A 14,711-nucleotide genomic window follows, 5' to 3' on the forward strand; every position below is an offset into this window, starting at 1 on the left:
GTCCCGGGCGGTCCTCACCCGCGCTGTCACAGGCGTTTGAGGACCGCCTGCTTGGCCAGCGCGAACTCCTCGTCGGTCAGCACACCGTCGCGGTGCAGCCCGCCCAGCTCGCGCAGGCGGCGCAGCAGGACGTCGTGGTCGTCCCCGGCGGGCTCCGGCACCGTGGCGAGCCTCGGCGGCTCCTCCCGTACGGCCGCCTCCGCCGCCGGATGCGGCAGCCGCGCCTGCACGGCGGCGGCCACCAGCGCCATCAGCGGATCCTTCTTGAACCCCCACAGCTCGACCGCGTTCGGGTCGTACTTGGCCGGCGCCGACGCCGGCGCGCCGCGCACCAGGAAGCGCAGATGACCGTTCTCCAGCCCGGAGGCCGGCTGCCACTCCACGCCGGTGACGTCCGCGAGCGGGATGGTCCGCGGACCGGTGGCGGCCTTCGCGTCCTCCGTCTTCCAGTTCCACTCCAGCCGCACCCGCTCCCCGTCGAAGCTCGCCGTGCCGTCCCCGGCGGAGGCGGACACCGGCAGCGGCGGGGAGGGCAGCAGGTACTCCGCGACCGGGTCCGGGCAAACCCCGTCCAGCAGCAGCGCGTTGCGCACCTCCTCCGCGAAGTACTCGGCCACGCCGTACCGGTCGGACTCCACCGTCAGCCGGTACGGATCGTTCGGCTCGGCGAGCCGGCCGCCGGTCGCCTGCGTCAGGGGATCGGCGCCGTCGCGCAGCCGCAGCCTCAGCCGCCCGGACCTGCGCCCCTGCTCGAAGGAGACACCGGCCAACGCGCCCAGCGGGACGACGAGTTCACCCAGCTCCCGGCGGAACAGGCTCACGCTCTTGTCCCGGCCGGGGGTGATCCGCAGGGCGTCGCCGTCGAAGGCCCACGTGCCGTCCTTCTGGATGATTTCCGCCATGGGGTCATTGTTTCACCGGAACTGCGGGAGAGTGGTCTCGACCACATCCCGAAGGGAGCGCATGTGAGACGCGACCACAGCACGACTCCCCGAACCCCCCGCATCCTCGGTGCACTGCTGCTCATGGCGGCGGCCGGGGTCTTCACCCTCGGCTCCGCGCCCGCCGCCGAGGCCGCCGCCCCCACCCCGCTGGGCCGGGTGATCCCGGCGCCCGCCTCGGTCCAGTCCGGCGGTGCGCCGTACCGCGTCACCTGGGCGACCGGCGTCCGCGTCGACGACTCCGCCGAGGTCCGCCGGATCGGCGCCTATCTCGCCGGCATCCTGCGGCCCTCCACCGGCTACCGGCTGCCGGTCGCCACCGGCGGCGGTGCCCGGGGCATCCAGCTCCACCTCGCGCAGGGCGACTTCGGCGCCGAGGGCTACCGGCTGCACAGCGGCCCGGCCGGCGTCACCATCACCGCGTCCGCCCCGGCCGGCCTCTTCCACGGAGTGCAGACCCTCCGTCAGCTGCTCCCGGCCGCCGTCGAGAAGAAGACCGTGCAGCCCGGACCCTGGCTGGTCGCCGGCGGCACCATCGAGGACCGCCCCCGCTACTCCTACCGGGGCGCCATGCTCGACGTCTCCCGGCACTTCTTCACCGTCGCCCAGGTCAAGCGCTACATCGACCAGCTGGCCCTGTACAAGATCAACGAGCTGCACCTGCACCTCAGCGACGACCAGGGCTGGCGCATCGCCATCGACTCCTGGCCCCGCCTGGCCACCCACGGCGGCTCCACCGAGGTCGGCGGCGGCAAGGGCGGCTACTACACCAAGGCCCAGTACCGGGAGATCGTCGACTACGCGGCCTCCCGCTACCTGGAGGTCGTCCCCGAGATCGACATGCCCGGCCACACCAACGCGGCCCTCGCCTCCTACGCCGAACTCAACTGCGACGGCGTGGCGCCCCCGCTGTACACCGGGACCCAGGTCGGCTTCAGTTCGCTGTGCGTGCCGAAGCAGGTCACCTACGACTTCGCGGACGACGTGATCCGGGAGCTGGCCGCGATCACCCCCGGCCGCTATCTGCACATCGGGGGCGACGAGGCGCACTCCACCAGCCACACCGACTACGTGAAGTTCATGGACCGGGTGCAGCCGATCGTCGCCGAGTACGGCAAGACGGTCATCGGCTGGCACCAGATCACCGGCGCCCACCCGGCCAAGGGGGCCCTCGCCCAGTACTGGGGCGTGGACGGCACCAGCGCCGCCGAGAAGGCCCAGGTCGCCCAGGCGGCCCAGAACGGCACCGGGCTGATCCTGTCCCCGGCCGACCGCCTCTACCTCGACATGAAGTACACCAGCGGTACCAAACTCGGCACCGATTGGGCCGGTTACGTCGAGGTCCAGCGCTCCTACGACTGGAATCCCGGCGCCTATCTGCCGGGTGCCCCGGCGTCGTCCGTCCGGGGCGTGGAGGCCCCCCTGTGGTCGGAGACCCTGAAGACCTCGGCGGACATCGAGTACATGGCGTTCCCCCGGCTCCCGGGCGCGGCCGAACTGGCCTGGTCCCCGGCGTCCACCCACGACTGGAACGCCTACAAGGCCCGTCTGGCCGCCCAGGCCCCGCGCTGGGACGCCCTCGGCATCGGCTACTACCGCTCGCCCCAGGTCCCCTGGCCGAAGAGCTGAGCGACAGAGCACCGGCGCCCGGACCGCTGAGTGGAGCGGCCCGGGCGCCGGTGCGTGAACAGCCGGGTTATGAACCCAGATCATTTTTGCCCATGCAATTCGGAGACAGATGCGCTGCCGATCGAATTACCTGTCGGGCCGTCCGGAAAGGCGCTGTCAGAAGGCGCCGTGGACATTTGTCGATCAGTAGGCGCTGTAGACGTTGTCGATCGAACCGTAGCGGTGGTACGCGTAGTTGCACGCGGCCGTGATGTTGGCGACCGGGTCGTAGATGTCCGTCGACGTGCCCGGCACGTGGTACGCGTCGAACGTCGGCTGGATCACCTGGAGCAGGCCCTTGGACGGGGTGCCCTTCGCGGCGTTGGAGTCCCAGAGGTTGATGGCCTTCGGGTTGCCGGAGGACTCGCGCATGATGTTGCGGTAGATGCCGTTGTAGGTGCCCGGGATCTTGTGCTGCGCCATGATCGCCAGGGACTGCTTGATCCAGCCGTCCAGGTTGTTGGCGTAGGTCTTGCCGGTGGTGGACTTCGTGGCGGAGGTCTTGCCGGTGGTGGACTTCTTGGCGGCGGGCGCGGGCTTGGCCGGGGCGGCCGACCCGGCGGGCAGGGTGAGGACCTGGCCCGGGTGCAGGGTGTAGGGGCTGGCGAGGTGGTTGGCCGACGCGATGGCCGGCCAGCCGCCCGGCACGTGCAGGGTGCGGGCGATGGACGCGAGGTGGTCGCCGGCCCGGACGGTGTAGCTGGTCGCGGAGGCGGGAGCGGTGGCGGCGTGGGCGGTGCCCACGGTCGCCGTGAAGCCCAGGACGAACGTGCCGACGGTGGCGGCGCCGCCGGCGAGGAGCCGGCGCGTCCGGAATGAGCGCTTGCGGGCGTGACGAGGCATGGAGCGGTCCTTTTCGGAGAATTGGATCACCCGCAGTTGCCGGTTCCCTTCGGCAAACCACACTGCATTTGGTTTAGCGGTGCGCTGCGGCGGGGACATTCTTAACCGGCGGGAATAAGTTTCGGCAATTGCCTCTTTTACTAAGCGGGCTAGTTGCCGTCCGGCGCGGCGGCGCCAGGTTTCGCCGGAGAGCTGGAAATTCGGGGGACGCCCGCGATCCTAGGAAGCCTCGTAAGTGAATTGAGTCACGTGTCGCAGGTTAAACCGCTCAATGCCTTTAATGAGGATATAGCGCGACTTTACGGCAGAGCGGGTCAAATCGGGCATTGAGGATTTATGGGCCGGGCATCCCGGGTCGTTTCCCGGGGTGCCCGGCCGTTCGTGAGCCGTCAGAGACCGGCGATCGGGTTCTTCAGGGTGCCGACGAGCTGGAGCGCGCCCGAGGGGTCGGCGAGGTCCACCATCTGCCGGTTGTCGCGCAGCTGGAGGCGGTTCAGGCAGGACAGGGCGAACTCCGGGGCGAAGATGTCGTACTGGCGGAACCGGTCGGCCAGTGCGGGGTTCGCGTCCTGGTACTCGCGGGTGACCTGCGCGACCGTGCGCCAGAAGGCCTCCTCCTCCATGATCCCCTCGGCGGCGAGCTGCGCGGACAGGAAGCGGAAGAAGCAGTCGAAGACGTCGGTGAAGACCGACAGGAGCTTCTTGTCCTCCGGGACGTCCACCCGGATCCGCCGCACCTCGGGCGGCAGCGCCGCGTCCGGGTCCATCACCGCGATCTCCTCGGCGATGTCCTTGTAGATCGCGCGCTGCACGGCGCCGTCCTTCAGCACCAGGATCACGTTCTCGCCGTGCGGCATGAACACCAGGTCGTAGGCGTAGAAGCTGTGCAGCAGGGGCGTGTAGTACGCCCGCAGGTACCGCCGCAGCCAGGCGGCCGGGGTGAGCCCGGACCGCTCGATCAGGGCGCCCGTGAAGGAGGCGCCGGTGTGGTCCACGTGCAGCAGCGAGGCCATGGTGGCGAGGGACTCGCCGTCCTGAAGGCCCGGCACCGGGCTCTCCCGCCACAGCGCGGCCAGCATCTTGCGGTACGGCGAGTACCGGTCGGTGGCCCGCTCGTACTCCGGATGCCGGTAGCCGACGGCCGCCCGTTCCCGGAGGACCGTCAGGCCCGTGGCCTTCAGCACCGGGTCGTTCTCGATCAGCCGGGCCAGCCAGTCGTTGATGGCCGGGGTGGCCTCCATGTACGCGGCGGACAGGCCCCGCATGAACCCCATGTTGAGCACGGACAGGGCCGTCTTCACATAGTGCTTCCCGGGGTGGGAGGCGTTGAAGAAGGTCCGGATGGACTGCTGGGCCAGATACGCGTCCTCGCCCTCGCCGAGGCAGACCAGGTTCCGCCGGGCCACCTCGGCGGCGAAGGTGACGGAGAGCTTGTTCCACCACTGCCAGGGGTGGACCGGGACGAGGAGGTAGTCGGCGGGGTCCAGGCCCTGGCCGGTGAGGGCGGCCCGGAAGCGGGCCAGGGTCTCCTCGCCCAGCTCCGCCCGCAGGAAGGACGCGTACTCGATCCCTTCCCCCGCCGTGAACACGGCTCGCGAACGGTGTGCGGCCAGCCACACCAGCCGGACGGGGCTCGCGGTCTCCGGGGCGTACGACAGGTACTCGTGGACGCCGAACCCGAGCCGCCCGTTGTTCGCCACGAAGCAGGGGTGGCCCTCGGTCATCGCCGCCTCGACGGCCTGGAAGCCGCTGCCCGCCAGCTCCGCGGAGGTGACGCGGGGCTTGGTGAGCTTGTAGCAGGTGCCGGAGAGGGTGGAGGAGATCTCCTCCAGGTAGACCGGCAGGATCTCGTCGCCCAGGCCCAGCGACTCCTTCAGCTCGATGAAGAAGTCCAGGGCGGACAGGGGGAGGCCGGCGCCGTCGCGGTGCCGGGTGATCGAGCCGGCGTCGACCTGCCAGTGGTCGAGGGCGCGGCGTACGGCGGAGAAGCGGTAGGACGTGAGCCCGTCGTCGCTGCGCACGACGTACCCCTCGCCGGTCTTCTCGGGTGTGATCAGGCGCTCGTGCGCGAACTCCGCGAGCGCCTTGCGTATCAGCAGCCGGTTGGCGGTCGCCCAGCGCTCGGGGGACAGATGGGCCACGGCGTCGGCGAGGCTCATACCGCCACCCCCGTCGTGGCGAGGAACCGCTCCCGCGTGCAGAAGCTCAGCAGGGCCCGCTTCTCCGGCGTCACGATCTCCCGCTCCGGCACGAACCCGACGGCCTCGTTCAGCGCGTGCACGGCCGTGTTGCGCACATCCGGCTCCACCACGACCCGCCGGGTCGCCGGATCCTCGAAGAGGTGGGCCAGCACCGCGGTGATCACGGACCTGGTGAAGCCGTGGACGGGGGTGTCCGTCGCCGGGGTGAGGAAGTGCATCCCGACATCGCCCGGCCGCGGCTCGTACAGTCCGGCCAGCTCGCGGTGCGCCGGGTCGTACCTCTCCATCAGGAACGCCGGCTCCCCGTCGCGCAGCCCCAGCAGCGCGTGATGGTGCTCGTCCGCCGCGATCTCCCGGTAGGCCCGCTCGACGTCCTCCGGCGTGGCGCCCTGCATCATCCAGAAGACGGCCTTGGGGTGGGTGACCCAGGAGTGCAGGAGCCCGGCGTCCTCGGACGGGTCGACGGGGCGGAAGGTGAAGGGCAGGTGTGTGCTGGTCATACGGCGAAGTCCTGGAAGGCGATCGTCTTCTCGACCGGGTAGTACTCGGTGCCGAGCAGCTCGCGGATGATGTACGCGTTGCGGTAGGCGCCCATGCCCAGGTCGGGGCTGGTGATGCTGTGGGTGTGCACGCCGGCGTTCTGGAGGAAGACGCCGCGGCCGGTGACGTCGATGGCGTAGTTGCGGGCGACGTCGAAGCGGCCGTGGCCGTCGAAGCGCAGGCGGTCGCGGATCGGGGCGAGGAAGGCCGGGGGCTCGTAGCGGTAGCCGGTGGCCAGCAGCAGGCCCTCGGTCCGGATCTCGAAGTCCTTGCCCTGCTCGTCCTGGTGGAAGCCCAGGGTGTAGCCGCCGTCCGCGTAAGTGGCGGTGTGCAGCGTGGAGTTGGTGAGCAGCCGGGTACGCAGGGGACCGGTGAGGTTCTTCTGGTAGAGCAGGTCGAAGATCGCGTCGATCAGCTCCGAGTTGATGCCCTTGAACAGGCCCTTCTGTTCCCTCTCCAGCCGGTAGCGGGTCTCCTCGGGCAGGGCGTGGAAGTAGTCGATGTAGTCCGGGGAGGTCATCTCCAGGGTGAGCTTGGTGTACTCGAGGGGGAAGAATCGCGGGGAGCGGGTGACCCAGTCGAGCCGGTAGCCGTGGACGTCGATCCCGGACAGCAGCTCGTGGTAGATCTCGGCCGCGCTCTGCCCGCTGCCGACGATCGTGATGGACTTCTTCGCCTGCAGCTCGGCCTTGCGGTGCATGTACTGCGAGGTGTGGAGGAAGTCGCCGGCCAGGCCCTGGCAGGCCTCGGGGAGGTGCGGGGTCGTGCCCGTGCCCAGCACCAGGTGGCGGGCGCGGAACGTCTCACCGTCCTGGGTGCGCACCGCGTACAGCCCGGCCTCGTACGTCACCTCGGTGACCGTCGTGCCGAAGCGGACGCTGCCGAGCTTGCCCGCGGCCCAGCGGCAGTAGTCGTCGTACTCGACCCGCAGCGGGTAGAAGTTCTCGCGGATGTAGAACGAGTACAGCCGCCCCTTCTCCTTCAGGTAGTTGAGGAAGGAGTACGGCGAGGTCGGGTCGGCCAGGGTGACCAGGTCCGACATGAACGGCGTCTGCAGGTGGGCGCCGTCGAGGAACATTCCGGCGTGCCACTCGAAGTCCGGCTTGGACTCCAGGAAGACGCCGTTCAGTGCGGCGATCGGTTCGGTGAGGCAGGCGAGGCCGAGGTTGAAGGGGCCGAGCCCGATCCCCACGAAGTCGTAGGCGGGGTAGGGGGCTTCAGGACGCGCGGTCAAGGGAGTCTCCCAGGTACTGCTCGGCGTGGCCGGCGATCAGATCGAGGACGGCGGCGATGTCGGCCGGTGTCGTCTCGGGGTTGAGCAGGGTGAACTTCAGGTACTGGCGGCCGCCGACCTCGGTGCCCGCGACCACGGCGGCGCCGGAGGCGAACAGGGCCTTGCGGGCGTGGAGGTTGGCGCGGTCGATCTCGGCCGGATCGGTGACGGCCGCCGGGATGCAGCGGAAGACCAGGGTGGACAGGGCGGGCGCCACGACGACGTCGTACCGGGGGTCGGCGGCGAGCATCCGCCAGCCCTGCTGCGCAAGGTCGCAGACCTCGTCGAAGAGCCGCCCGACGCCGTCGGCGCCCATGACCCGCAGGGTGAGCCACAGTTTGAGGGCGTCGAAGCGGCGGGTGGTCTGCAGGGACTTGTCGACCTGGTTGGGGATGCGTTCGCGCACCGTGCGGCGCGGGTTGAGGTACTCCGCGTGGTAGGTGGCGTGCCGCAGGGTGGCCGCGTCGCGCACCAGCACGGCCGAGGAACTCACCGGCTGGAAGAAGGACTTGTGGTAGTCGACGGTGACCGAGTCGGCGCGTTCGATGCCGGCCAGGAGGTGGCGCCGGGTGGGGGAGGCGAGCAGCCCGCAGCCGTAGGCGGCGTCGACGTGCAGCCACACGCCGTACTGGGCGCACAGCCCGGCGATCTCCGGGAGCGGGTCGATGGAGCCGAAGTCGGTGGTGCCGGCGGTGGCGACGACCGCCATGGGGATCAGCCCGTCGCGCCGGCAGCGTTCCAGCTCGCGGGCGAGGGCGACGGTGTGCATGCGCTTGTCGTGGTCGACGGGGATGGACACCACGGACTCGGCGCTCAGGCCGAGCAGTTTCGCGGACTTCCTGACGCTGAAGTGGGCGGCTTCGGAGGCGAAGACGCGCAGTTTCGCCAGGGAGTCGGTCTTGGACTCCTCGCGCGCCAGCAGGAGTGCCTGGAGGTTGGACTGGCTGCCGCCGGAGGTGAACACGCCGTCGGCGGCGGGCCCGAGGCCGATCCGGGCGGCCGTCCAGTCGATGAGCTTGCGCTCGATGAGGGTGCCGCCGGCCGACTGGTCCCAGGTGTCGAGGGAGGAGTTGACGGCGGAGAGCACGGCCTCGCCGAGCACCGCCGGGATGACGACGGGGCAGTTGAGGTGGGCGAGGTAGCGGGGGTGGTGGAAGTAGACGGCGTCGCGGAGGTAGACGTCCTGCAGTTCGTCCAGGGCGGCGGTGGTGTCGCCGAGCGGGCGGTCGAGGTCGACGGCGTCGAGCCGGGGGGCGAGGGCCTCGACGGTGACGCCGGTGAACGGACGGTCGGCGGCGGCGAGTTGGGCCGCCACCCGCTCGACTCCTTCGGTCACGGAGCTGCGGTAGTGCTCCGTGGTGAGTCCATTGAGCAGGTGCGAGCGCATGTGGGGGTCCTCCGAGGGGACGGTCCGTGCGGGGAATGGGAGCCGCTTCAATTTAGGTTAGCCTAACCTAACTTTCTTGGATCAAGACATGCTTCTGCCGTGCCCGGGGTCACGCACAGGGGAGTTGCCCGGCGGGCGGGGTCACTCCGCCGCGCGCACCTGCTCCTCGGTCATTCCCCGGCGCCAGTACCCGACGAAGGTGACGCGCCGCCGGTCCACCCCGCGCTCCTGGACGAAGTGCCGCCGCAGCGCCTTCACCCGCCCCGACTCCCCGGCGATCCACACGTACGGCCGCTCGGCGGCGGGGAGCCGTGCGGCCCGCACGGCGTCGACGGCCGTGGGGGCGCCGTCGTGCCGTACGAGCCATGTGATCTCCGCGTCCGCCTCCGTGCGCACGTCCTGGATGTCACCGGCGTGCGGCACCTCCAGAAAGGCCCGGACCCGGACACCGGCCGGAAGGGACTCCAGGCTCGCGGTCGCGGCCGGTACGGCGCTCTCGTCGCCCCACAGCACGACGAGGTCGGCGTCCTCGGGCGGACGGAACCGGACGGCGCGGTTGTCGGCGATCACCGGCCCGAGCAGCAGCACCCGGTCGCCGGGGGTGGCGCGGGAGGCCCAGCGGGAGGCGGGGCCCGCGGGGGTGTGCAGGACGAAGTCGATGTCGAGCTCGCCGGGGTCGCGCCGGAAGGACCGGAGCGTGTACGAACGCATCACCGCCCGTACGCCGTCGGGCAGTTCACGCCACGCCTGCCACCAGCCTCCCCCATTCTCGGCTTCGCTCGAACGGGGGGACCCCCATCCCAGGTCAAGGGGCACGACAGGCTCCGGCTGGCCCGGATGCGGCAGGAACAGGGAGAGGGACTGGTCGCGCCCGAGCGAGTCGAAGGCGTGCAGATCGTCCCCGCCGAAGGTGACCCGGACGAGCGACGGCCCCAGCCGCCGGGTCCGCGCGACGCGCAGAGAGAAGAAACGGAACGGAGCGGCTACGGCCGTCGTCATGGGAGCTCCTGATGCGATGGGGGGCTTGGGGGCGCCTAGCTGACCTTCTTCGCCTTCTCCAGGGCCTCGGCCAGACTCGTCAGCAGCGGCACGCACTTGTCGTACGACAGGATCGGCTCCGGAGACCGGGCGATGACCTGCCCCGCCTTCACGGCAGGCAGCTTCTTCCACGTGGGCTTGGTGATGTCGGCCGGCTGGATGGCCGACGACCGGTCGTCCATCATGATGATGTCGGCGCGGTACTTGTCGACGTTCTCCCAGCTCAGTGGCTCGTACCAGCCGCCGCCCTGCTTCTTGGCGCTCTCCGGCGGCTCGACGAAGTCCACGCCGAGGGCCTTGAAGTACTCCAGGTCGACGGAGAGGTTCGTGCCGGAGACGTAGAAGAGCTGGTCGCTGGCGGATCCGGCCAACACCTTGATGCCGGGCCTGGCCTTGGCGGCGGCCCGCAGCCGGGCGGCGGCGGCCTCGAACCGCTTCTTCGCGTCGGTGACCTTCGCGGCCTTCATGTCCGCGCCGAGCGACGCGGCGAGGTCCCACATGCGCTGCAGCGGCTGGGTGAGCTGCCGGTCGTAGACGGAGATGCCGACGCTGGGGGCCAGTTGGGCGATCTTCTTCCCGGACTCCTCGGGGACGTACCACAGGGTGCCGGCGTCGTCGAACATCGTCGTGATGAGCACGTCGGGCGCGAGCGAGGCGTACTTCTCGATGTTGAACTGGCCCCAGGCGTTGCCGAGGACCGTCACCTTGCTGATGTCCATGTCGCCGGCCTGGACGTCGGGCTCGCCGTCCTTCGTCCGCGTCGGCCCGAAGACGCCCTTGACCTGGATGCCGTAGTCGTAGAGGGCGGCGCCGACGCCGGTGAAGGCGACGATGTCCGCCGGGACCTTGTCGAGCTTCACCGTCGTACCGCGGTCGTCCTTGAAGGACCAGGGGCCGGACGCGGAGCCCTTCGTCCCGTTTCCGGAGCCACCGCCCTTGCCCTTGTCGTCTCCGCAGGCGGCGAGCGCGGCGCCGAGTCCGAGGGCGCCGCCGGCGGCGAGGAGGCCGCGGCGATTCAGGTGGGTGGCACGGGCGTGGGGCATGGGTGCGACTGCTTTCGAACGGGGCGGAGCGCCCGCCGGACGGATTCGAAGGTAGGTTAGCCTAACCTCAGTTGTCGTCCAGGGGGGTGGGCGCGAGCCGCACGGTTCGTCCGTTTGGTCCAGGCGGCCGATTCCGGTCGTCTTCTGTCGTCCGGCCCTCAACCTCCTTCACCCGCATGGCCGTTCCGATCACCTGCCGCTACTTTGTGTCGCTACCTGGCTGCTGTGGGCTGCGGACGGAGAGGGACGGGACGGGCATGACGACCACGACGGTCGGTCGGGACGTGGAGGCGGTGGTCCGCGCGGACGCCGCACTCCTGGAGGCGGACCTCGACCGGTTCCTCGCGACGCCGGCGAAGGAGCCGTCGGGCGCGCCGGGTTCCGTGTACGGCGCCGCGCTCCGGCGGGCCCTGCACGCACCGGTCGCCGACGCCGTCGGCTCCAAGGCGGGGCAGGAGGCGCTGCGCCCCGCTCCCGGAGCCCCCGGGGGCGGCCGCGCGCTGCGGCCCTCGATGGTCTACTGGGCCTACCGCAACTACCGCGGCTTCGACGGGCCGGCCCCCGGGGACGCCCAGGACGACGCGTTCGCCGCCGTGCGCAGGGCCGCCGTCGCCGTCCGCGTCCTGCTGAAGGCCGCGGTCGCGCTCGACGACGTGCAGGACGGCAGCACCGTCCGCTACGGCGAACCCGCGCTGCACATCACCCACGGCGTGCCGCTCGCCGTCAACACCGGATCCTGGCTGGTCGCGGCCGCTCTGGCGCACGCGGCCGACCCCGCCGTCGTCGACAGCCTGCTCGCCTCGGTGGCCGACGGCTTCCAGGGGCAGGCCGTCGACATCGCCACCCGTGCGCCCGGCACCCGCGCCGAACTGGCCCGGGCGCCGCACCCGGAGCGGGTCTCCTTCTGGGAGGCGATGGCCGCGCTGAAGACCGGCACCCTCTTCCGGATGCCGCTCGACGCGGCCCTCGCGGCCCTGCGGGTGGTCGCGGACGAGCGCGGCACGCTGAACGAGGCCATGCGGCAACTCGGCCTCGCCAGCCAGCTGTTCAACGACGTGACCGACTTCGTGCCGGAGTTCGCCGGCGCGCGCACCCACGAGGACTGCGACGGGCTGGGCAACCGCGTCGTCCTGGAACTCCTCGACTCCCCTGACGGCGCGCCCCCGCCGGACCCCGAGGAGCTGACCGGCGAGCGGCTGCGGTCGTACGTTCTCGGCCATCCGGGCCTCGACCGGAGGCTGCTCGCCCTGTCCGCCGAGGCGGCCGAACGCAAACGGGCCGCGAAGGAGGCCGTGCGCCGCGTGTGCCGCTCGGCGGACAGCGCCGCCTACTTCGATCTCACCATCGACCGCAAGGGCCACCTCATCGACCGCCTCCACGACACCCTGCGGGGGCGGAGCGGGGCATGACGGCGCCGGTCACCGCCTCGGCCCGGCTGCGCGCCGGCACCCTGCCGATGGCCCGCTACATGGCTCAACTCTCCGCCCTGCACATGGTGTTGAGCGCCCCGGAGACGGAACTCGCACGTGCCGACGCCCCGGCCTCCGCCGCCCACAGGGCGGCGGAGGATCACCCGCGTACTGGGCGTACTCGGGTGGTCCGACAACGCGGCGAGGTGCCGTGCCGGGCGTCGCGGACCCGGGCTGATCCAAACGAAACCCCCTAGCTCACCAGGCCCAGTTCGCGTGCGATGAGCATCCGCTGGACCTCGCTGGTGCCCTCGCCGATCTCGAGGATCTTGGAGTCGCGCCACATGCGGGCCACCGGGTACTCGTTCATGAAGCCGTAGCCGCCGTGGATCTGCGTGGCGTCGCGGGCGTTGTCCACGGCGACCGTGGAGGAGTACAGCTTGGCCAGCGCCGCCTCCTTCTTGAACGGCTCGCCCGCGACCAGCCGGCTGGCCGCGTCCCGCCAGGCCAGGCGGGCGGTGTGGGCCTTCATCTCCATGTCGGCGATCTTGAACTGGATGGCCTGGTTGGCGCCGATGGGGCGGCCGAAGGCGTGCCGCTCCTTGGCGTACTTCACCGACTCGTCCACACAGCCCTGCGCGAGGCCGGTGGCGAGGGCCGCGATGGCGATCCGGCCCTCGTCGAGGATGCGCAGGAACTGGGCGTAGCCGCGGCCCTCCTCGCCGAGCAGGTTGGCCGCCGGGACCCGGACGTCCTGGAAGGACAGCTCGCGGGTGTCGGAGGCGTTCCAGCCGACCTTCGAGTACGGCGCGGCGACCGTGAAGCCCGGGGTGCCGGACGGGACGATGATCGCCGAGATCAGCGGCTTGCCGTCCGGCTTGCGGCCGGTGACCGCCGTGACCGTCACCAGGCCGGTGATGTCCGTGCCGGAGTTGGTGATGAAGCACTTGGTGCCGTTGATCACCCACTCGTTCGTGTCCGGGTCCAGCCGGGCCGTCGTACGCGTGGCGCCCGCGTCGCTGCCGCCGTCCGGCTCCGTCAGGCCGAACGCGCCGAGGATCTCGCCCGCGCACAGCCTGGGCAGCCACCGGCGCTTCTGCTCCTCGGTGCCGAAGAGGTGGATCGGCATGGCGCCGAGCGAGACGCCCGCCTCCAGGGTGATCGCCACCGACGAGTCGACCCGCGCCAGTTCCTCCAGGGCGATGCCGAGCGCCAGATAGTCGCCGCCCATGCCGCCGTACTCCTCGGGGAACGGCAGCCCGAACAGGCCCATGCGGCCCATCTCGCGGACGATCTCGTACGGGAACTCGTGCCGCTCGTAGAAGTCGCCGATCTTCGGCGCCACGACATCGTGCGCGAACTCCGCGACCGTACGGCGGAGTTCCTCCAGCTCGGGGCTGAGACGGTGGTCCATGCTGATCACTGGTCCTTGTGGGGCTGTGTCGTTCTACCGAGTGCGCGGACGGTTCGGGACGGGCTGGGCCGGTCCAGATGGGCGGCCATCCACACGCTGGTGGCGGTGAGACGGCCGAGGTCGACCCCGGTCTCGATGCCCAGGCCGTGCAGCATCCAGACGAGGTCCTCGGTGGCGAGGTTGCCGGTGGCGGACTTCGCGTACGGGCAGCCGCCGAGGCCTCCGGCGGAGGCGTCCACGGTGGTGACGCCGTGCTGGAGGGCGGCCAGGGTGTTGGCGAGCGCCTGGCCGTAGGTGTCGTGGAAGTGCACGCCGATCACGTTGGTCGGCACGCCCTTCTCGTTCAGGAGGTTCAGCAGTTCGAGCACATGGCCGGGGGTGGCCACGCCGATGGTGTCGCCGAGGCTCAGCTCGTCGCAGCCCATGTCGCGCAGCGCCGTGCAGACACGGGCCACCTGGTGCAGCGGGACCGGGCCCTCCCAGGGGTCGCCGAAGCACATCGACACATAGCCGCGCACATGCACGCCCTGGTCCTTCGCCTGCCGCACCACCGGCTCGAACACGGCCAGCGACTCGTCCAGCGTGCGGTTGAGGTTGGCCTTGGCGAAGGACTCGGTGGCGCTGGCGAACACGGCGATCCGGTCGGCGCCGAGCGCCAGGGCCCGCTCCAGGCCGCGCAGGTTGGGCACCAGCACCGGGAGCGCCACCCCTTCGAGGTCGCGGACCTGGGGCAGCAGCTGCTCCGCGTCGGCCAGTTGGGGCACCCACCTGGGGTGCACGAAGCTCGTCGCCTCGATGGTCGTCAGGCCCGCGTCCGCGAGCCGGCGGATGAACTCCGCCTTGATCTCGGTCGGCACGGTCCGCTGCTCGTTCTGCAGCCCGTCGCGCGCGCCGACCTCGTGGATCCGCACCCGCGCGGGCAGGCCGGAGGCCGGTACGACCATGGGCAGTGCC

12 protein-coding genes are annotated in these 14,711 nt (G+C 70.8%); 2 read left to right on the top strand and 10 right to left on the bottom strand.

Features of this window, described 5'->3' with window-relative positions; all coding sequences use genetic code 11:
* Positions 1–26: 26 nt before the first annotated feature.
* On the bottom strand, positions 27–902 hold the full coding sequence (locus OG956_RS22605) for a DUF4429 domain-containing protein (RefSeq protein ID WP_330339805.1): 876 nt from the start codon (positions 900–902) through the stop codon (positions 27–29).
* Positions 903–1,025: 123 nt separating this feature from the next.
* Here OG956_RS22605 and OG956_RS22610 point away from each other — a divergent pair, with 123 nt between their 5' ends.
* Positions 1,026–2,570, top strand: coding sequence for a beta-N-acetylhexosaminidase (locus OG956_RS22610; RefSeq protein ID WP_330342919.1), 1,545 nt, complete (start codon positions 1,026–1,028; stop codon positions 2,568–2,570).
* A gap of 183 nt (positions 2,571–2,753) precedes the next feature.
* On the opposite strand, the gene OG956_RS22615 is transcribed toward OG956_RS22610, so the two are convergent.
* The 7 genes from OG956_RS22615 to OG956_RS22645 all read right to left on the bottom strand — a co-directional run bounded on the left by OG956_RS22615 (position 2,754) and on the right by OG956_RS22645 (position 10,934).
* Positions 2,754–3,452 carry a transglycosylase SLT domain-containing protein gene (locus tag OG956_RS22615; RefSeq protein ID WP_330339806.1) on the bottom strand — a complete coding sequence of 233 codons (699 nt, stop codon included), beginning with the start codon at positions 3,450–3,452 and terminating at the stop codon, positions 2,754–2,756.
* Positions 3,453–3,841: 389 nt separating this feature from the next.
* Entirely contained in the window at positions 3,842–5,611 is a 1,770-nt protein-coding gene (locus OG956_RS22620; RefSeq protein WP_330339807.1) for an IucA/IucC family protein, read from the bottom strand.
* Positions 5,608–6,153: a GNAT family N-acetyltransferase gene (locus tag OG956_RS22625; protein WP_330339808.1), complete on the bottom strand. Its 546-nt coding sequence runs from the start codon at positions 6,151–6,153 to the stop codon at positions 5,608–5,610. The genes OG956_RS22620 and OG956_RS22625 overlap by 4 nt, the downstream gene beginning before the upstream one ends.
* Positions 6,150–7,427 carry a lysine N(6)-hydroxylase/L-ornithine N(5)-oxygenase family protein gene (locus OG956_RS22630; protein WP_330339809.1) on the bottom strand — a complete coding sequence of 426 codons (1,278 nt, stop codon included), beginning with the start codon at positions 7,425–7,427 and terminating at the stop codon, positions 6,150–6,152. Before OG956_RS22630 ends, OG956_RS22625 begins: the two co-directional genes overlap by 4 nt.
* Positions 7,411–8,853 carry a pyridoxal phosphate-dependent decarboxylase family protein gene (locus OG956_RS22635; RefSeq protein ID WP_330339810.1) on the bottom strand — a complete coding sequence of 481 codons (1,443 nt, stop codon included), beginning with the start codon at positions 8,851–8,853 and terminating at the stop codon, positions 7,411–7,413. Before OG956_RS22635 ends, OG956_RS22630 begins: the two co-directional genes overlap by 17 nt.
* 141 nt (positions 8,854–8,994) lie before the next feature.
* On the bottom strand, positions 8,995–9,852 hold the full coding sequence (locus tag OG956_RS22640) for a siderophore-interacting protein (RefSeq protein WP_330339811.1): 858 nt from the start codon (positions 9,850–9,852) through the stop codon (positions 8,995–8,997).
* Positions 9,853–9,887: 35 nt separating this feature from the next.
* Complete coding sequence (locus OG956_RS22645; protein ID WP_330339812.1) at positions 9,888–10,934, bottom strand: ABC transporter substrate-binding protein; 1,047 nt, start codon at positions 10,932–10,934, stop codon at positions 9,888–9,890.
* Between the two features lie 257 nt (positions 10,935–11,191).
* Between OG956_RS22645 and OG956_RS22650 the strand changes: the two genes are divergently transcribed.
* On the top strand, positions 11,192–12,343 hold the full coding sequence (locus tag OG956_RS22650) for a class 1 isoprenoid biosynthesis enzyme (protein WP_330339813.1): 1,152 nt from the start codon (positions 11,192–11,194) through the stop codon (positions 12,341–12,343).
* Positions 12,344–12,596: 253 nt separating this feature from the next.
* Here OG956_RS22650 and OG956_RS22655 read toward each other — a convergent pair whose 3' ends face one another.
* A complete protein-coding gene (locus OG956_RS22655; RefSeq protein WP_330339814.1) occupies positions 12,597–13,757 on the bottom strand; it encodes an acyl-CoA dehydrogenase family protein in 1,161 nt (386 codons plus the stop codon).
* A 5-nt stretch (positions 13,758–13,762) separates the two neighbouring features.
* The gene (locus OG956_RS22660) at positions 13,763–14,701 is read right to left on the bottom strand and encodes a hydroxymethylglutaryl-CoA lyase (RefSeq protein WP_330342920.1); all 939 of its coding nucleotides are present in this window, start codon (positions 14,699–14,701) and stop codon (positions 13,763–13,765) included.
* Positions 14,702–14,711: the final 10 nt, after the last annotated feature.

This window comes from Streptomyces sp. NBC_00557, from assembly GCF_036345995.1.
Classification (GTDB): Bacteria; Actinomycetota; Actinomycetes; order Streptomycetales; family Streptomycetaceae; genus Streptomyces.